Origin of the sequence: Nocardioides renjunii (genome assembly GCF_034661175.1) — a bacterium.
Classification (GTDB): domain Bacteria; phylum Actinomycetota; class Actinomycetes; order Propionibacteriales; family Nocardioidaceae; genus Nocardioides; species Nocardioides renjunii.
This window is the reverse complement of the sequence record NZ_CP141058.1, coordinates 3,121,980-3,138,943: the sequence shown is the minus strand read 5'-3', so window position 1 is coordinate 3,138,943 and position 16,964 is coordinate 3,121,980. Positions and strand designations below refer to the sequence as shown.

Here is a 16,964-nt window from a genome sequence, read left to right as displayed (position 1 = left end):
CACCGCCGGTGTGTCCGGGCCCACACCGGTGGGGAATAGGGCGCACCCGTCGGTGCTTGGGATGGACATGGCTACCGCTGACCTCTGGTTCGACCCGCTCTGCCCGTTCGCCTGGATCACCTCGCGCTGGATCCGCGAGGTCGAGCAGGTCCGCGACATCGACGTGCAGTGGCACGTGATGTCGCTGGCCTACCTCAACAAGGACAAGGACATCCCGCAGGAGTACCGCGAGATGCTCGCCGGGACCGAGCGCCCCGTCCGCGTCGCGATCAAGATCGCGCAGGAGCACGACAACGCGAAGCTGGGTGAGTGGTACACCGCCGTGGGCACGCGGCACCACAACAACGGCGAGGAGCTGACGCGCGAGACCGTCGCCGCGTCACTCGCCGACGTGGACCTGCCGGCGGACCTCATCGAGGCCTGGGACGACGAGTCGCTCGACGACGCGGTGGCGACGTCCCACCACGAGGGCATGGACCCCGTCGGCGACGACGTCGGCACGCCCACCATCCACATCAACGGCTCGGCGTTCTTCGGGCCCGTCTTGTCGAAGATCCCGCGCGGCGAGGACGCCGGCGATCTGTGGGACGGCGCCGTCGCCGTGGCGAAGTTCCCCTACTTCTACGAGCTCAAGCGCTCGCGCACCGGCGAGCTCGACTTCTCCTGAGCCGCCGACCGGCCGACCTGCCGCTGAGCGGCCGGGCGGTGCGGGACCGGGGCGCGACCCGGCGTCATCGGGTCGCGCCCGGTCACTAGGCTTGCGCCCATGACTCGTGTCCTGTCCGCCGTCGCCTGGCCGTACACCAACGGCCCGCGCCACATCGGCCACGTCGCCGGTTTCGGCGTGCCCTCCGACGTGTTCAGCCGCTACATGCGGATGGCCGGCCACGACGTCCTGATGGTCAGCGGCACCGACGAGCACGGCACGCCGATCCTGGTGCTCGCCGACAACGAGGGCCTGCCCGCGCGCGAGCTCGTCGACAAGTACAACCAGGTGATCGTCGACGACCTCTGCGGCCTGGGGCTCTCCTACGACCTCTTCACCCGCACCACGACGGGCAACCACTACGCCGTCGTGCAGGAGATGTTCGAGACCTGCCGCCGCAACGGCTACATGGTCGAGGAGACGACGAAGACCGCGATCAGCCCCTCGACCGGCCGCACGCTGCCCGACCGCTACATCGAGGGCACCTGCCCGATCTGCAAGTACGGCGCCGCGCGCGGCGACCAGTGCGACAACTGCGGCAACCAGCTCGACCCCACCGACCTGATCGACCCGCGGTCCAAGATCAACGGCGAGACCCCGGAGTTCCGCGACACGCAGCACTGGTTCCTCGACCTGCCCGCGCTGGCCGCGGCGCTGGGGGAGTGGCTCGACCAGCGCGAGGCCACCGGCCTCTGGCGGCCCAACGTCATCAAGTTCAGCCAGAACATCCTCAAGGAGATCCGGCCGCGCGCGATGACCCGCGACATCGACTGGGGCATCCCGGTGCCGGGCTGGGAGGACCAGCCCACCAAGCGGCTCTACGTCTGGTTCGACGCGGTGATCGGCTACCTGTCGGCCTCGATCGAGTGGGCCCGACGCACGGGCGAGCCCGACAAGTGGCGCGAGTGGTGGAACCCCGCCGCCGAGGGGGAGCAGGAGGCGGAGGCCTACTACTTCATGGGCAAGGACAACATCGTCTTCCACTCCCAGATCTGGCCGGCCGAGCTGCTCGCCTACAACGGCAAGGGCGACAAGGGCGGCGAGCCCGGTCCCTACGGCACGCTCAACCTGCCCACCGAGGTGGTCTCCAGCGAGTTCCTCACCTTCGGCGACTCGCAGTTCTCCACGAGCCGCGGCAACGTCATCTACGTCGGCGACTTCCTCGCCCGCTACGGCCCCGACGCGCTCCGCTACTACATCTGCGCCGCCGGGCCGGAGACCTCCGACGCCGCGTTCACGTGGGCCGACTTCGTCACCCGCAACAACTCCGAGCTGGTCGCCGGCTGGGGCAACCTGGTCAACCGCACCGCGACGATGATCGCGAAGAGCTTCGGCGAGATCCCCGCGCGCGGACCGCTGGAGGAGGTCGACCACCAGGTGCTCACGACCGTCCAGGACGGCTTCGACGTCGTCGGCGGGCTCGTGGAGAAGCACCGGCTCCGGGCCGCGATCGCGGAGGCGATGCGCGTCGTCGGGGAGGTCAACAAGTACCTGACGCTCACCGAGCCCTACAAGATGAAGGACGAGGCGCAGCGCGAGCGCCTCGGCACCGTCCTGCACGTCGCGGCCCAGTGCGTGAGCGACTGCAACCTGTTGCTGTCGCCGTTCCTGCCCCACGCCGCCAACAAGGTGCACGCCGTCCTCGGCGGTGAGGGCGAGCTCGTGCCGATGCCCCGCATCGAGCAGGTCGACGAGCTCGAGCCCGACAACGGCGCCGGCCACACGTCGTACTCGATCATCACCGGCGAGTACTCCACGACGCCGGCGTGGGAGTCGCGCCCCGTCGTGGTGGGCACGAAGGTCGCCAAGCCGACGCCGGTGTTCACCAAGCTCGACCCGTCAGTGGTCGAGGACGAGCTGGCCCGCGTCAGCGACTGACCGGCCACACACGAGGGAGACGCATGACCGCCGAGATGTACCTGCCCCACTTCGTGGTGAGGCAGAAGCTCACCATGATGGTCAACCGCTACGAGGTTTCGGAGTCCGACGCGGCCGGCAACCCGGTCCGCGTGATGGCGCTGGCCGAGCAGAAGCGGATGGCGTTCAAGGAGCAGGTCACCTTCTTCTCCGACGCCGGCAAGTCGCGGGCGGTCTTCGGGTTCAAGGCGCGCAGGAAGCTCGACCTCAACGCCGGCTACGACATCACCGACGAGTCCGGCGCGCAGATCGGCTTCTTCCGCAAGGACTTCGGCGCCTCCCTGCTGCGCTCGACCTTCCACGTGGAGGGCCCCGGCTACGCGGGCACCGGCCAGGAGCGCAACCAGCTCGTGGGACTGCTGCGTCGCTTCACCGACCTCGACTTCATCCCGATCCACTTCGACTTCGCCGACGCCGAGGGCCGCCCGCTCTTCTCGGTCGAGCGCAAGATGTCCCTCGGCGACCGCTACCGCGTCACCGTGCCGGACCAGCGCGTCGACTTCCGCGTCGCAGCAGCGGTCGCGGTCGCGCTCGACGCCCTGATGGCGCGCTGAGCGCCGAGGCCCCCGCCGTGATGTATCCCGAGGTCCGCACGGCAGTCGGGGCCGACACGAGCATGGCCGTCACCGATCCCGGCTTCGACATCTCTGCGCAGCGCGAGCAGGCCCGGGTGGCAGCCCTCGCCGAGCCCCGCGAGGACGTCGCGTCCGTCGAGGAGGTCGACGCGGACGGCGTGCGGTGCCGGCTCTACACGCCGGCCGACGCGCTGCCCGGCGTGGTCGTCCACGCCCACGGCGGCGGCTTCGTCCTCAACGACGTCGACGTGCACGACGGCGTCTGCCGCCGGCTCACCAACCGGGCGCGGCGACGGGTGCTCAGCGTCGACTACCGCCGCCCGCCCGAGGCGCCGTTCCCCGCCGCGCCCGACGACCTCGACACGGTGGTCGGCTGGCTGCGCCGCGAGGGTCCCGCCGGGCCGTACGCCGCGCACGGCGACTCGGCCGGGGCGAACCTCGCGCTGGTCGCCGCGCTCCGCAACCCGGGCTTCTTCAGCGCCCTGGCGCTCGTCTACCCGTTCCTCGACCCGCGGGCAGGCTCCGCGTCGTGGGCCGAGGGGGCCGCGTCGGGCTTCGACCCGGCCGAGGCGACCTGGTACTGGCAGCACTACGCCCGCACCGAGGCGGACCTCGACGACCCCGACCTGGCTCCGCTGCTGTCCGACCGGCTGCACACGGTGCCGCCCACCTTCGTCGCGACCGCCGAGCACGACCCCCTGCGCGACGAGGGGGAGGAGCTCGCCCGGCGCATCGCCGAGTCCGGTGTCGAGACGGTCGGCGTGCGCTGCCTGGGCCAGGTGCACGGGTTCTGGCGGCACGCACACTTCACCGCCTCCGAGCCGCTGCTGCGGCAGGTGGCCGGCTGGCTCGACCTCCACCTGTCCTGAGGACGCGCGCCACCGTGCGCCCGGACCGCCCCGACGCTCTGGAAGACTTTCCCCATGCGCGTTCACCTGGGCTCCGACCATGCCGGCCTCGAGCTGAAGGACCACCTGACGACCTGGCTCGTCGACCACGGCCACGAGGTCGTCGACCACGGCCCGTTCGTCTACGACGCCCTCGACGACTACCCCTGCTTCTGCCTGCGGGCGGCCGAGGGGGTCGCCGCCGACCGGCAGGAGGGCCTCGACAGCCTCGGCGTCGTCATCGGCGGCTCGGGCAACGGTGAGCAGATCTCGGCCAACAAGGTGGAGGGCATCCGGTGTGCGCTGGCCTGGTCGGAGGAGACCGCCGCGCTCGCCCGCGAGCACAACGACGCCAACGTCGTGTCCGTCGGCGGCCGCATGCACTCCGTGGAGGAGATGACCCGCTTCGTCGAGGTCTTCCTCACCACCCCGTTCTCCGGGGACGAGCGCCACGTGCGCCGCATCGACCAGGTCGCGACCTACGACGCCACCAAGGAGCTCCCGCCCCTCCCCGAGTCGGCGCTGCGGGGGCCCGGCTCCTCGACGTCCGACGACCCCGCGGATGCCTGAGGGCCACACCCTCCGCAAGCTGGCCGACGACCTCGGCGCGGCGTTCGCCGGCCGCACCGTCCGGGTGACCTCCCCGCAGGGCAGGTCGGCCGCCGACGCGGAGCAGGTCGACGGGTCGCGCCTGCTGGGTGCCGAGTCGGCGGGCAAGCACCTGTTCGTCGAGCTCGAGGGCGAGCGCTTCTGGCACGTCCACCTCGGGCTGATCGGGCGGTTCGACGTCCACGCCGGCCTCCCCGAGCACGCAGCGGTCCCGGCGCCGGTGGGCCAGGTGCGGCTGCGCCTGGAGACCTTTCCGGACGGCGATCCCCGCGGGACGTCGTACGCCGACCTGCGCGGTGCGATCCTCTGCGACCTCGTCGGCCCCGAGCGGCGTGACGAGGTCATCGGTCGGCTCGGACCGGACCCGCTGCGACCCGACGCCGACCCGGCGGTCGCGTGGCGGCGCATCTCGCGGAGCCACCGCCCGATCGGCGACCTGCTCATGGACCAGAAGGTGCTCGCCGGCGTCGGCAACGTCTACCGCGCCGAGGTGTTGTTCCGCCACCGCATCCACCCCCTCCGGCCCGGCGACACGCTGCGGTCCGGGCAGTGGCGCGCGATGTGGGCCGACCTCGTCGAGCTGATGGGGGAGGGCGTGCGCACCGGGCGCATCGACACCGTGCGACCCGAGCACACGCCCGAGGCGATGGGCCGGGCGCCGCGCCGCGACGACCACGGAGGGGAGGTCTACGTCTACCGCCGGACCTCGATGCCGTGCCTGGTGTGCGGCTCCACCGTGCGCACCGGCGAGCTCGTCGGACGCAACACGTTCTGGTGTCCCCGATGTCAGCCCGTCTTCCGCTCGCGAGCCGTAGCATCACCCACCAAGGACACGGCACCGTCGCGAGGAGCTCGGCCATGAGTTCTCCTCGGTGGCTCAACGAGGCACTGAACCGCGTCGTGCCGCGGGGCTACCGGTTGCTCGTGGCACTGGTCGCCTCGACCCTCCTGATCGCCCTGGCCATCTGGCGGTTCGACGAGATGCCGCTCAACAGCCTGCTCGTGCCGCTCGTGGTGGCCAGCCTCATGCTCGGGCCGCGCCAGCTGCCCTGGTTCGTGCTGTTCGTGCTCCTCGTGCTGGCGCTCCTCGTCCCCTCGCAGGACGTCACCACGCGAGTGGCGCTCACCGTCGTCATCATCTTCGGCCTCGGCTTCCTGGTGCTGGTCTCGTCGTTGCGGCGCTCGCGGCTCGGGGTGGCCGGCCTCCAGGGCGAGACGATGTTCGTCGACCTGCGCGACCGGATCCTGCGCCAGGGCGGCATCCCGGCCCTGCCCGAGCAGTGGTACGCCGCCGCCGAGCTGCGGTCCGCCGGCGGGACGCCGTTCGCGGGCGACTTCGTCGTCGCCTCGCGGGTCGGTGACCGGCTCGAGGTCGCGGTCGTCGACGTCTCCGGCAAGGGCCAGGGAGCGGGCACCCGCGCCCTCCTCCTGTCCGGTGCCATCGGCGGCCTCCTGAGCGCCCTGCCGCCCGCGGAGTTCCTGCCGGCCGCCAACACGTTCCTGCTGCGCCAGGAGTGGCAGGAGGGCTTCGCCACCGCCATCCACCTGTCGCTCGACCTCCGCACCGGCCACTACGACATCCGCAGCGCCGGTCACCCGCCGGCCGCCCTGCGGCACGCCGGCTCGGGCCGCTGGGAGGTGCTCGAGTCCGAGGGCCCGGTCCTCGGCCTCATCGACGACGCGACCTACACGGTCGTGTCGGGCGAGATGCGCCACGGCGACGCCCTGCTGCTCTACACCGACGGCATGGTCGAGACCCGCAACCGCGACATCAGCCTCGGCATCGACCGGATGCTCGGGCAGGCCGAACGGCTCCTGCGGGGACAGTTCGAGGGCGGCGCCACGCGCCTCATCGAGTCCCTCGGCTCGCGCAACGACGACCGGGCCCTGCTCCTGGTCCACCGGCGCTGAGCACCTGCGAGCCGGTTGGGGCGACCACCTCGCGGTGTGGCACCATGACTTCCGCACCGGGGGCCGCCAGGCAGCCGGGCAGCGCGCGGATGTAGCTCAATGGTAGAGCCCCAGTCTTCCAAACTGGCTACGCGGGTTCGATTCCCGTCATCCGCTCCAAGCAGGCCCAGAGACCTCCGTCCGGAGGCCGTCGGGGCCCGTTTGGCGGGGCGTAGCGTAGTGGCTAGCGCGCCTGCTTTGGGAGCAGGAGACCGCAGGTTCGAGTCCTGTCGCCCCGACCCACCGGCCCCACGCGTCGCAGCCGCCGGGCGTGATTCGGCCTGTGCCCACGCCGTCGATAGACTCAACGGGTTTGCGGTCGCCGGGCACCCCGAGCCGGCGCTGCCGCACGTCACCCAGACCATCAGCATCAGGAGACATTTGTGAAGAGCGCCGTCGAGACCTTGAGCCCGACCCGGGCCAAGCTGACCGTCGAGGTGCCCTTCGAGGAGCTCAAGCCGAGCCTCGACGCGGCGTACCAGAAGATCGCGAAGCAGATCAACGTCCCGGGCTTCCGCCGGGGCAAGGTCCCGCCGGCGGTCATCGACCGCCAGGTCGGCCGTGGGCCGGTCCTCGACGAGGCCATCAACGCCGTCGTCCCGCAGTCCTACATGGCCGCGCTGCAGGAGCACGACCTCGAGCCGCTGGCGCAGCCCGAGATCGAGGTGACCAAGTTCGAGGACAACGAGTCCCTCGAGTTCACCGCCGAGGTCGACGTCAAGCCCGACTTCGAGCTCCCCGCCTACGACGGGCTCGAGGCCAGCGTCGAGGACATCGAGATCTCCGACGCCGACGTCGAGGAGCAGGTCCAGGCGCTGCGTGAGCGCTTCGGCACCCTGGTGCCCGTCGAGCGCGCGGCCGCGGACGGCGACTTCGTCACGATCGACCTCCTCGCGGCCAAGGACGGCGAGCCCGTCGAGGGCGGCGAGGTCACCGGCATGTCCTACCAGGTCGGCCGCGGCGGCATGATCGACGGCCTCGACGAGGCGCTCGTCGGCCTCTCCGCCGGTGACGACAAGACGTTCGTGTCCGAGCTGGTCGGCGGCGACCTCGTCGGCGAGCCGGTCGAGGTCACCGTCAAGGTGAGCGCCGTGCAGGAGCAGCAGCTCCCCGAGGTCGACGACGAGTTCGCCCAGCTCGCCTCCGAGTTCGACACCGCGGAAGAGCTGACCGCCGACGTGCGCGAGCGCCTCGGCCGCGGCAAGCGGCTCGAGCAGGCCGCCGCCGCCCGCGACGCGGTGCTCGAGGCCCTGCTGGAGAAGGTCACCATCCCGCTCCCCGAGGTCATGGTCACCGACGAGCTCAACGCGCGTCGCCAGAGCGTGGAGCAGCAGCTCGGCTTCGCCGGCATCACCATGGAGAAGTACCTCGAGGACGAGGGCCAGACGCAGGAGGAGTTCGAGGCCGACCTCGAGCGCCGTGTCCGCGACGCCGTCGCCGCCCAGTTCATCCTCGACAAGATCGCCAAGCAGGAGGAGTTCGGCATCGAGCAGAACGAGCTCTCCGAGCACCTCGTGCGGCGCGCCCAGCAGTCCGGCCAGGACCCGCAGGAGTTCGCCAACCACATGTTCGAGCACAACCACATCCCCGAGCTCGTGCAGGAGATCCTGCGCGGCAAGGCGCTGGCCACGATCGTGGAGGCCGCGACCGTCAAGGACGCCTCGGGCAACGTGGTCGAGCTGAAGAACCTGCGTCCCGACGGCACCATCGGCGAGCCGGTCGACGAGACCGCTGAGGTCGAGGCGGCCGACGAGGCCGAGGTCTCCGAGGTCTCCGAGGACTCCGAGCAGTCCTGATCGCCTGATCCTGACCGGACGACCGGCGTCCACCCCCTCGGGGTGGGCGCCGGTCGCCGTTCGCCCCGCTGGCTGGTGCACGTCCCGGAGCGAGGCGCGCGCTCGGCGCGGGCTCAGGCGGCCGACCCGGTGGTGGCGAGCACGTCGAGCGCGTAGCGCGCGATCGCGGCCCGCTGGCGCACCCAGTGCTCGAACGACGCGCGGAACTCGTCGGTGACCCCGCCGGCGGCCTCGAGCGTCGCCTCCTCCTGCAGCATCTCGGTCGGCAGGCTCGGCAGTCCGTTGAAGAGCATGAGGCTCACCGCGTGACCGCGGCGGACCTCCGGCAGCGGCACGTCGAGCCCCTCGTCGGCGAGCCCGGCGGCGTACGCCTCCACGCACGCGGCAGCGCGCTCCGGCAGGTCGTCGGCGTCCTGGCGGCCGATCTGGATGTCGCCCACCAGGAGCTGGGACAGGTCGAAGCCGACCGGCTGGCTGCGCCAGAACCCGAAGTCGATGAGGACGAACCCCGGCTGGCCCTCGCGGCGCAGCAGGTTGTTGGGGCAGGCGTCGCCGTGCGAGGCGAGGTGGCGGCTCGCGGCGAACTCCCGGGCCAGCGCGTCGAGGTGGTGGGCCACGTCGGTGAGGCCGGCCCGCAGCGGTCCGAAGTGCTCGGCGACGGTCGGGTGGCGCCACGTGGCCTCGTCGTGGAAGCCGGGGAGCACCGTGTGGGCCAGCCGGCCCACCGCGAAGTCGTCGATGTGCCACGGCTGCGGGTCGATGCCGGCGAGGGGGGCGACGTCCGGGCTGCCGGCGAGCCGGCCCAGCAGCCGTGCGGCGCGGACGCTGTCGTCGTACGTCCACGGCACGTCGTCGCACTCCACGGCCTCCATCCAGATGACCGCCGTCTCGTCGGGGTGCTCGACGACCCGCAGCCCGCGGGGCATGGTCAGCCCGTCGGGCAGCCGCGGTGCGAGGTCGGAGGCGTAGAGGAGGTGCTCGGCCCGCCAGGGGAGGGTCGTGGCTGCCCACTCCGCGATCTCGGGCGGGACGAAGGCGAAGGCGGGGGAGTGGCGCCAGTGGTGCACCCGCTTGACGAAGAGCCGGAACGCGCGTGGCCCGTCGCCCGCGTCGGCGTGGCCGAGGACCCAGGTGCGGGCGCCGGTGAGGATCGAGGGGACGTCGTAGGCGACCGTCTGCGCGGTCGAGTCGACCAGTGTCGCGGCGGGGACGCCCCACAGGTCCGCGACCATCGCGGCGAGCTCGCCGTCGCTGACGTCGTCCTCGCCCAGCAGGTCACGCCGGGCCACCGTCCGCCCTGGCGTGAAAGTTGCTTTCATGGTCAAAGAAGGTAAGTTGCTTTCATGACTGGTGTCAAGGGCCGCATGCCGACGGTCGAGCCGCACCTGCCGATGCTCATGGGCATGGTGTTCGGTCGGCTCCGCGAGCGCCTGGCCGAGGACCTGCCCGAGCTGCGTGCCTCGCAGCTGCGACTGCTGGAGTGGCTCCCGCCCGAGGGGCTCACCATCTCCGAGCTGGCCGAGCGGGTGGAGATGACGACGCAGGGGTGCGGACAGTTCGTCCGCCAGCTCGCGGACCTGGGGATGGTGGAGGTGGCGGTCCCCGACCACGACGCGCGCGCCCGGCTGGTCCGCATCACCGACCGCGGCGGCGACGCGGTCGCCCGGGCCGGAGCGCTGCTGCGGGCCTGCGACGAGGCCTGGGCCGACCAGGTGGGCGCGGAGCGCTACCGGGTGTTCCGCGAGGTGCTCCGCGAGGTCGCCCTCGGCTGACGGCGCCGGTCCGGGCCGGGCGCCTGCGACCCGCCCGGGCGCCCGTGAATCCGCTGTGGGCGAACAGGGGGGGTTCTCGCGTGGAAGTGTCCGACCTTCCGGCTAGTGTCGCCAGCGTGAACCAGAACTCCAGCCCAGCCCTCTCGCCCGAGATGAACGGCGCCGGTGGGATGTATGGCCTCGACGACCACATCTACCAGCGCCTCCTCCGTGAGCGCATCGTCTTCCTCGGCTCGGAGGTGCGCGACCAGAACGCCAACGCGATCTGCGCCCAGCTCCTGCTGCTCTCCGCCGAGGACCCGGAGGCCGACATCTTCCTCCACATCAACAGCCCCGGTGGCTCCGTCGACGCCGGCATGGCGATCTACGACACGATGAACTACATCCCCAACGACGTGGCGACCGTCGGCATGGGACTGGCGGCCTCGATGGGCCAGTTCCTGCTGTGCGCCGGCACGAAGGGCAAGCGCTACGCCCTGCCCCACGCCCGCATCATGATGCACCAGCCCTCCTCGGGCATGGGCGGCTCGGCCTCGGACATCAAGATCCAGGCCCAGCAGTCGATCCACATCAAGAAGGTGCTGCTGGACCTGATCGCCGAGCACACCGGCCAGACCGTCGAGCAGGTCGTCGCCGACGCCGACCGTGACCGGTGGTTCACCGCCGACCAGGCCGTCGAGTACGGCCTCGTCGACCAGGTCATTACCAGCGCCCGCGAAGCCGCCGACGAGGGCCGCCCGGCCCGGACCAAGGACTGACATGAACTACTACATCCCGCAGTGGGAAGAGCGCACCTCCTACGGCTTCCGCCGCATCGACCCCTACGCCAAGCTGTTCGAGGAGCGCATCATTTACCTCGGCACGCCGATCAGCGACGACGTCGCCAACGCGGTGATCGCCCAGCTGATGTGCCTGGAGACGATGAACCCCGACACCGACATCAGCATCTACATCAACAGCCCCGGTGGCTCGTTCACCGCGCTGACCGCGATCTACGACACGATGCGCTTCATCAAGCCCGACGTGCAGACGGTGTGCCTGGGCCAGGCGGCCTCGGCGGCCGCGATCCTGCTGGGCGCCGGCGCCAAGGGCAAGCGGATGGCGCTGCCCAACAGCCGCATCCTCATCCACCAGCCCTACACCGAGGGCACGTTCGGCCAGACCTCCGACATCGAGATCCAGGCCAACGAGATCCTGCGCATGCGCGAGCTGCTGGAGCGGATGATCGCCGACTCGAGCGGCAAGGACATCGACCAGGTCAGCCGCGACATCGAGCGCGACAAGATCCTGACCGCCGAGCAGGCCGTCGAGTACGGGCTCATCGACGCGGTCATCGAGTCCCGCAAGGGCGCCCCGGCGCTCGTCTGACCCCGGTCCGAGACCGGAATGAGGGCACCCGACATCTCGTGTCCGGCCCCCGCTGGGGGCCGGCACGGGGTACCGTCGTGGGGCCCGTTGCAAGGTGTTGAATGCCGGGGCCCCCACCCGGCGAGACTGGAGGACACAACTCGTGGCACGTATCGGTGACGGCGGCGACCTGCTCAAGTGCAACTTCTGCGGAAAGAGCCAGAAGCAGGTCAAGAAGCTCATCGCTGGCCCCAACGTCTACATCTGCGACGAGTGCATCGAGCTCTGCAACGAGATCATCGAGGAGGAGCTCGCCGAGGGCTCCGAGGTCAGCCTCGAGGAGCTGCCCAAGCCCCGTGAGATCTTCGAGTTCCTCAACTCCTACGTCATCGGCCAGGAGCACGCCAAGAAGTCCCTGGCCGTGGCGGTCTACAACCACTACAAGCGCGTGCAGGCGGGCCTGCAGCCGGTCAGCGGCAAGGCCAAGGACGACGTGGTCGAGGTGGCCAAGTCCAACATCTTGGTGATCGGGCCGACCGGCTGCGGCAAGACCTACCTCGCCCAGACGCTGGCCCGGATGCTCAACGTCCCGTTCGCGATCGCGGACGCCACGGCGCTGACCGAGGCCGGCTACGTCGGCGAGGACGTCGAGAACATCCTCCTCAAGCTGATCCAGGCCGCCGACTACGACGTCAAGAAGGCCGAGACGGGCATCATCTACATCGACGAGATCGACAAGGTGGCCCGCAAGTCGGAGAACCCCTCGATCACGCGCGACGTCTCCGGTGAGGGCGTCCAGCAGGCGCTGCTCAAGATGCTGGAGGGCACGACCGCGTCGGTGCCCCCGCAGGGTGGGCGCAAGCACCCCCACCAGGAGTTCATCCAGATCGACACCACCAACATCCTCTTCATCGTGGGTGGCGCGTTCGCCGGTCTCGAGCAGATCGTCGAGCAGCGGGTGGGCAAGAAGTCCCTCGGCTTCACCGCCGAGATGCGCAGCCAGGCCGATCGCGACAGCGACGACCTGCTGGCCCAGGTGCGTCCCGAGGACCTCACGAAGTTCGGGCTGATCCCCGAGTTCATCGGTCGGCTCCCGCTGATCGCGAGCGTGAGCAAGCTCGACCGCGAGGCGCTCGTGCAGATCCTCACCGAGCCGCGCAACGCGCTGGTCAAGCAGTACCAGAAGCTCTTCGACCTCGATGGCGTCGAGCTCGAGTTCACCGACGAGGCGATCGACTCGATCGCCGAGGCGGCCCTCGAGCGCGGCACCGGCGCCCGCGGCCTGCGCGCGATCATCGAGGAGGTCCTCCTCTACGTCATGTACGACGTCCCCTCCCGCGGCGACGTCGCGAAGGTGATCGTGACCCGCGAGGTCGTCGAGGACGACGTCGCGCCCACGCTGATCCCGCGCGAGTCCGAGGGCCGGAAGAAGAAGTCCGCCTGACCCCTGGTCCCACGTGACTAGTCGCTCCTAGTCATTTCGGGCCATTCCGGGCCATCGACGCGGATCACGCGTCATGACCCGCCCACACTGGCGTCTCGTCAGCATGTGGGAAGGGGAACCCGTGGGGGTCGACCAGAAGAGGCCGCTCATCGGCTTCGCGCTCGTGGCCGTGCTGTGCGCGGTCCTGATGGCTGTCTCGGTGGGTCGTGGATGGGGTGCGGACTTCCTGCGCCCCGGCAAGCCGATCGCCGCCGCCACGTCCGTCAGGCCTGACGCTGCGCCCGCGCCGCGGTCGACGGAGCCGGTCGAGGTCGTCATCCCCGCCGAGCTGAGCGCCCAGCCGCTCGCCCTCACCGCCGCTGCCGCGGCCGCCTCGCTCTCCGGCTCGGGCTCCGCCCGGGGCGCCGAGGCCACTGGCGCCGCGATGTCCGGTCGTGCGGGGGACCAGGTTCGCACCTCCACGAACGAGCAGCAGTCCCGCGAGCGGGAATCGCGCGACCGCGAGGCCGAGCAGGCCGCAGAGAAGGCCGAGCGCGAGGCCGCCGAGGCGACCGAGAAGGCGGCTGACAAGGCTGCCGCGAAGGCTGAGCGCGACGCTGCCAAGGCTGCGGCGAAGGCTGAGCGCGACGCAGCCAAGGCGGCTGCGAAGGCTGAGCGTGACGCTGCCAAGGCGGCTGCGAAGGCTGAGCGTGACGCTGCCAAGGCGGCTGCGAAGGCTGAGCGGGACGCGGCGAAGGCTGCGGAGAAGGCTGAGCGGGACGCGGCGAAGGCTGCGGAGAAGGCTGAGCGGGACGCGGCGAAGGCTGCGGATAGGGCTGAGCGGGACGCGGCGAAGGCTGCGGATAAGGCTGAGCGGGACGCTGCCAAGGCTGCGGCGAAGGCCAGACGCTAGTCCGTCGCCCGGGCGGTGGCTGAGCCACCGCTCGCGCGCGCTTCGTACGACACACGCCGTGGGGGCGGTGAGTGACGCAGGTTTCCGGGCGTCAGAAGCTGCCTCACTCACCGCTCACGCGCGCGTCGTACGCGCCGCGCCGGGGCGGCGGTGAGTGACGCAGGTTTCCGGGCGTCAGAAGCTGCCTCACTCACCGCTCGCGCGCGCGTCGTACGCGCCGCGCCGGGGCGACGGTGGCTGAGCCACATGCTCGAGGCTCGAAATGTGGCTGAGGCGGCGCTCGCGCGCGTCGTACGCACACGCCGGGGTGGCGGTGAGTGACGCAAGGTCTCCGGGCCTCAAAGGTGCCTCACTCACCGCCCAGGGCGAGCAGCGGTGGGTGAGACACGTTCCGGAGTCCCGGAACCTGCCTCACTCACCGCTCGAGGTCACTCCTCCGTCGGTGCGAGCTCCGCGCTGACCCGCAGCTCGGTCGCGGACTCGTCGGTGACGAACTCCAAGTCGCCGACGATGGTGCCGACGGCGCGCAAGTCGTCCTCGGCCTGCTGGGCCGCGTCGACCAGCGACGACGGGCCGGTGATCACCACGCGGGAGAGCGGGGCGCGCATCTTGGCCTTGGCCTGCGACTTCGCCCCGCGGATCCCGGTGAGGGCGCCCGCGACGGCGTCGAGCACCAGCGGCTGGGCGGCAGCGGCGGAGCCGAGGTCCGCAGCGGTCGGCCACGAGGCGTGGTGGATCGACCCCTCCTGCCACCACGACCAGACCTCCTCGGTGGCGTAGGGCAGGAACGGCGCGAGCAGCCGCAGCTGCGTGTGCAGCGCGATCGCGAGCGTGGCGCGGGCCGAGTCGGTGGCCGCACCGCCCTCGGTGCGGTAGGCGCGCTCCTTGACCAGCTCGAGGTAGTCGTCGCAGAACTCCCAGAAGAACTTCTCGGTGACCTCGAGCGCGGTCGTGTAGTCGTAGGCGTCGAAGGCCTCGGTGGCCCTGCGGACCACGATCTCGAGCCGCCCGAGCAGCGCGCAGTCCACCGGTGCGCTGACGGCGCTGGGGGTCAGGTGCGTCGCCCCGACGTTGCCGAGGACGAACTTCGAGGCGTTGAGGACCTTCATCGCCAGCCGGCGGCCGACCTTCATCTGCGACTCGTCGAAGGGCGAGTCGGAGCCGGGACGGCCGATGGCGGCGCGCCAGCGGACGGCGTCGGCGCCGTACTTGTCGAGGATGTCGGTCGGGACGACGACGTTGCCCTTGGACTTCGACATCTTCTTGCGGTCGGGGTCGACGATGAAGCCGGAGATCATGGCGTGCGACCACGGCGCGGCCTGGTGCTCGAAGTCGGCGCGGACGACGCGGGCGAACAGCCAGGTGCGGATGATGTCGTGGGCCTGGGTCGCGAGGTCGTAGGGGAAGACCCGCGAGAACAGGTCGTCGTCGACCGCCCACATGCCGGCGATCTGCGGCGTGAGGGACGAGGTGGCCCACGTGTCCATCACGTCGGGGTCGCCGACGAAGCCGCCGGGCCTGCCGCGCTGGTCCTCGGTGTAGCCGTGCGGCGCCTGCGTCGACGGGTCGACCGGCAGCTGGTCCTCGCTGGGCATCAGCGGGTGGTCGTGGTCGGGCTCACCGTCGGCGTCGAGGGGGTACCAGACCGGGAACGGGACGCCGAAGAAGCGCTGGCGCGAGATGAGCCAGTCGCCGTTGAGGCCGCCGACCCAGTTGTCGTAGCGGTGCTTCATGTGCGCGGGGATCCAGGTGATCTCCTCGCCGCGGACCAGCATCTCCTTGCGCAGCGCCGCGTCCTTCCCGCCGTTCTTGATGTACCACTGGCGGGTGGCGACGATCTCGAGCGGCTTGTCGCCCTTCTCGTAGAAGTTCGCCATCCGCTGGGTCGGCGTCGGCTCGCCGTCGAGGTCGCCCGACTCGCGGAGCAGGCCGACCATCGCCTCGCGGGCGCTGAACGTCGTCTTGCCCGCCAGCTCGGCGTACGCCGTCGACGCGGCGTCGGCGGCCAGCCACTCGGGGGTCTCGCGGGTGAGCCGGCCGTCGCGGCCGACCACCGTGCGGACCGGGAGGCTGAGCTCGCGCCACCACATCACGTCGGTGAGGTCGCCGAAGGTGCAGCACATCGCGATGCCGGCGCCCTTGTCGGGCTCGGCCGCCGGGTGTGCCAGGACGGGGATCTCCACGCCGAAGACCGGCGACGTGACCGTGGTGCCGAACAGGCCCTGGTAGCGCTCGTCGTCGGGGTGGGCGACCAGCGCGACGACGCTCGGGATGAGCTCGGGGCGCGTCGTCTCGATGTGCAGCGGGGTGCCGTCGGGGCGGTGGAAGGCGATGCGGTGGTAGTGGCCGGGGTAGTCGCGCGCCTCGAGCTCGGCCTGGGCGACGGCCGTCTGGAAGGTGACGTCCCAGAGCGTGGGCGCCTCGGAGAGGTAGGCCTCGCCGCGGGCGAAGTTGCGCAGGAACGCCCGCTGGCTCACGGTGCGCGAGTGGTCGCCGATGGTGGTGTAGGTCGGGTCCCACTGGACCGACAGGCCGAGCTGGCGCCACAGGGCCTCGAAGGCCTTCTCGTCCTCGACGACCAGCTGCTCGCACAGCTCGATGAAGTTGGGCCGGCTGATCGGGACCTGCTTCTTGGGGTCCGGCTTCTCCGGCGGCGTGAAGTCGGCGTCGTAGGGCAGGGCGGGGTCGCACCGGACGCCGAAGTAGTTCTGGACCCGACGCTCGGTCGGCAGGCCGTTGTCGTCCCAGCCGATTGGGTAGAACACGGCCTTGCCCTGCATGCGCTGATAGCGCGCGATCAGGTCGGTGTGGCTGTAGGAGTAGACGTGACCCACGTGCAGCGACCCGCTGACGGTCGGCGGCGGCGTGTCGATGGAATAGACGTTCTCGCGCGGCTGCGTGCGGTCGAAGGCGTACGTGTCGTTCTCGGCCCACGTGCGCGACCACTTCTCCTCCAGGCCCTCCAGGGCGGGACGCTCCGGTACGACGACGGCACGCGCGTCGGTGCTCGTCGTGTCCGGGCCGGCGTCCGGCGTCTGGGTGGCAGGAGTCTCAGTCATGCCGGAAGTC

Annotated in this window: 15 protein-coding genes and 2 tRNA genes; 15 read left to right on the top strand and 2 right to left on the bottom strand. The window is 70.9% G+C overall.

The features are described 5' to 3' along the window. The first annotated feature begins 67 nt into the window (after positions 1 to 67). From SHK17_RS14965 to tig, 10 genes are all read left to right on the top strand, one after another. Positions 68 to 667, top strand: coding sequence for a mycothiol-dependent nitroreductase Rv2466c family protein (locus SHK17_RS14965; RefSeq protein ID WP_322919752.1), 600 nt, complete (start codon positions 68 to 70; stop codon positions 665 to 667). 99 nt (positions 668 to 766) lie between these two features. After that, on the top strand, positions 767 to 2,584 hold the full coding sequence (gene metG, locus SHK17_RS14960; protein WP_322919751.1) for a methionine--tRNA ligase: 1,818 nt from the start codon (positions 767 to 769) through the stop codon (positions 2,582 to 2,584). Positions 2,585 to 2,607: 23 nt separating this feature from the next. Then, complete coding sequence (locus tag SHK17_RS14955; RefSeq protein WP_322919750.1) at positions 2,608 to 3,177, top strand: LURP-one-related/scramblase family protein; 570 nt, start codon at positions 2,608 to 2,610, stop codon at positions 3,175 to 3,177. 20 nt (positions 3,178 to 3,197) lie between these two features. Beyond that, positions 3,198 to 4,067, top strand: a complete 870-nt coding sequence (locus SHK17_RS14950; protein ID WP_322922036.1) for an alpha/beta hydrolase — start codon at positions 3,198 to 3,200, stop codon at positions 4,065 to 4,067. 54 nt (positions 4,068 to 4,121) lie between these two features. Then, the gene (locus SHK17_RS14945) at positions 4,122 to 4,655 is read left to right on the top strand and encodes a ribose-5-phosphate isomerase (protein WP_172265146.1); all 534 of its coding nucleotides are present in this window, start codon (positions 4,122 to 4,124) and stop codon (positions 4,653 to 4,655) included. Beyond that, positions 4,648 to 5,556: an Fpg/Nei family DNA glycosylase gene (locus SHK17_RS14940; RefSeq protein ID WP_322919749.1), complete on the top strand. Its 909-nt coding sequence runs from the start codon at positions 4,648 to 4,650 to the stop codon at positions 5,554 to 5,556. Before SHK17_RS14945 ends, SHK17_RS14940 begins: the two co-directional genes overlap by 8 nt. Continuing rightward, complete coding sequence (locus tag SHK17_RS14935; RefSeq protein ID WP_322919748.1) at positions 5,553 to 6,605, top strand: PP2C family protein-serine/threonine phosphatase; 1,053 nt, start codon at positions 5,553 to 5,555, stop codon at positions 6,603 to 6,605. Before SHK17_RS14940 ends, SHK17_RS14935 begins: the two co-directional genes overlap by 4 nt. A gap of 85 nt (positions 6,606 to 6,690) precedes the next feature. Further along, positions 6,691 to 6,764: transfer RNA gene (locus SHK17_RS14930), tRNA-Gly, on the top strand. 46 nt (positions 6,765 to 6,810) lie between these two features. Beyond that, positions 6,811 to 6,883, top strand: a tRNA-Pro gene (locus SHK17_RS14925). 144 nt (positions 6,884 to 7,027) lie between these two features. After that, on the top strand, positions 7,028 to 8,440 hold the full coding sequence (gene tig / locus SHK17_RS14920) for a trigger factor (protein WP_322919746.1): 1,413 nt from the start codon (positions 7,028 to 7,030) through the stop codon (positions 8,438 to 8,440). Positions 8,441 to 8,553: 113 nt separating this feature from the next. Here the strand turns inward: tig and SHK17_RS14915 are convergent, their stop codons facing one another. Further along, the gene (locus SHK17_RS14915; protein WP_322919745.1) at positions 8,554 to 9,729 is read right to left on the bottom strand and encodes a phosphotransferase; all 1,176 of its coding nucleotides are present in this window, start codon (positions 9,727 to 9,729) and stop codon (positions 8,554 to 8,556) included. Between the two features lie 54 nt (positions 9,730 to 9,783). On the opposite strand from SHK17_RS14915, the gene SHK17_RS14910 reads away from it, so the two are divergent. The 5 genes from SHK17_RS14910 to SHK17_RS14890 all read left to right on the top strand — a co-directional run bounded on the left by SHK17_RS14910 (position 9,784) and on the right by SHK17_RS14890 (position 13,895). Further along, positions 9,784 to 10,212, top strand: coding sequence for a MarR family winged helix-turn-helix transcriptional regulator (locus SHK17_RS14910; protein WP_322422794.1), 429 nt, complete (start codon positions 9,784 to 9,786; stop codon positions 10,210 to 10,212). A 152-nt stretch (positions 10,213 to 10,364) separates the two neighbouring features. Next, positions 10,365 to 10,970, top strand: coding sequence for an ATP-dependent Clp protease proteolytic subunit (locus SHK17_RS14905; RefSeq protein ID WP_172265442.1), 606 nt, complete (start codon positions 10,365 to 10,367; stop codon positions 10,968 to 10,970). A 1-nt stretch (position 10,971) separates the two neighbouring features. Then, positions 10,972 to 11,580, top strand: a complete 609-nt coding sequence (locus SHK17_RS14900) for an ATP-dependent Clp protease proteolytic subunit (RefSeq protein WP_172265128.1) — start codon at positions 10,972 to 10,974, stop codon at positions 11,578 to 11,580. A 142-nt stretch (positions 11,581 to 11,722) separates the two neighbouring features. Next, a complete protein-coding gene (gene clpX / locus SHK17_RS14895) occupies positions 11,723 to 13,003 on the top strand; it encodes an ATP-dependent Clp protease ATP-binding subunit ClpX (RefSeq protein WP_172265125.1) in 1,281 nt (426 codons plus the stop codon). A 121-nt stretch (positions 13,004 to 13,124) separates the two neighbouring features. Beyond that, entirely contained in the window at positions 13,125 to 13,895 is a 771-nt protein-coding gene (locus SHK17_RS14890) for a hypothetical protein (protein ID WP_322919744.1), read from the top strand. A 428-nt stretch (positions 13,896 to 14,323) separates the two neighbouring features. Here the strand turns inward: SHK17_RS14890 and valS are convergent, their stop codons facing one another. Next, positions 14,324 to 16,954, bottom strand: coding sequence for a valine--tRNA ligase (gene valS, locus SHK17_RS14885; RefSeq protein WP_322919743.1), 2,631 nt, complete (start codon positions 16,952 to 16,954; stop codon positions 14,324 to 14,326). Positions 16,955 to 16,964 lie beyond the last annotated feature (10 nt).

Coding starts and splice junctions, on each gene's coding strand:
- valS (WP_322919743.1), bottom strand. CDS start 16,954: ATGACTGAGACTCCTGCCACCCAGACGCCGGACGCCGGCCCGGACACG.
- SHK17_RS14905 (WP_172265442.1), top strand. CDS start 10,365: ATGAACGGCGCCGGTGGGATGTATGGCCTCGACGACCACATCTACCAG.
- SHK17_RS14955 (WP_322919750.1), top strand. CDS start 2,608: ATGACCGCCGAGATGTACCTGCCCCACTTCGTGGTGAGGCAGAAGCTC.
- SHK17_RS14910 (WP_322422794.1), top strand. CDS start 9,784: ATGACTGGTGTCAAGGGCCGCATGCCGACGGTCGAGCCGCACCTGCCG.
- metG (WP_322919751.1), top strand. CDS start 767: ATGACTCGTGTCCTGTCCGCCGTCGCCTGGCCGTACACCAACGGCCCG.
- SHK17_RS14900 (WP_172265128.1), top strand. CDS start 10,972: ATGAACTACTACATCCCGCAGTGGGAAGAGCGCACCTCCTACGGCTTC.
- SHK17_RS14965 (WP_322919752.1), top strand. CDS start 68: ATGGCTACCGCTGACCTCTGGTTCGACCCGCTCTGCCCGTTCGCCTGG.
- SHK17_RS14940 (WP_322919749.1), top strand. CDS start 4,648: ATGCCTGAGGGCCACACCCTCCGCAAGCTGGCCGACGACCTCGGCGCG.
- SHK17_RS14945 (WP_172265146.1), top strand. CDS start 4,122: ATGCGCGTTCACCTGGGCTCCGACCATGCCGGCCTCGAGCTGAAGGAC.
- SHK17_RS14950 (WP_322922036.1), top strand. CDS start 3,198: ATGTATCCCGAGGTCCGCACGGCAGTCGGGGCCGACACGAGCATGGCC.
- SHK17_RS14935 (WP_322919748.1), top strand. CDS start 5,553: ATGAGTTCTCCTCGGTGGCTCAACGAGGCACTGAACCGCGTCGTGCCG.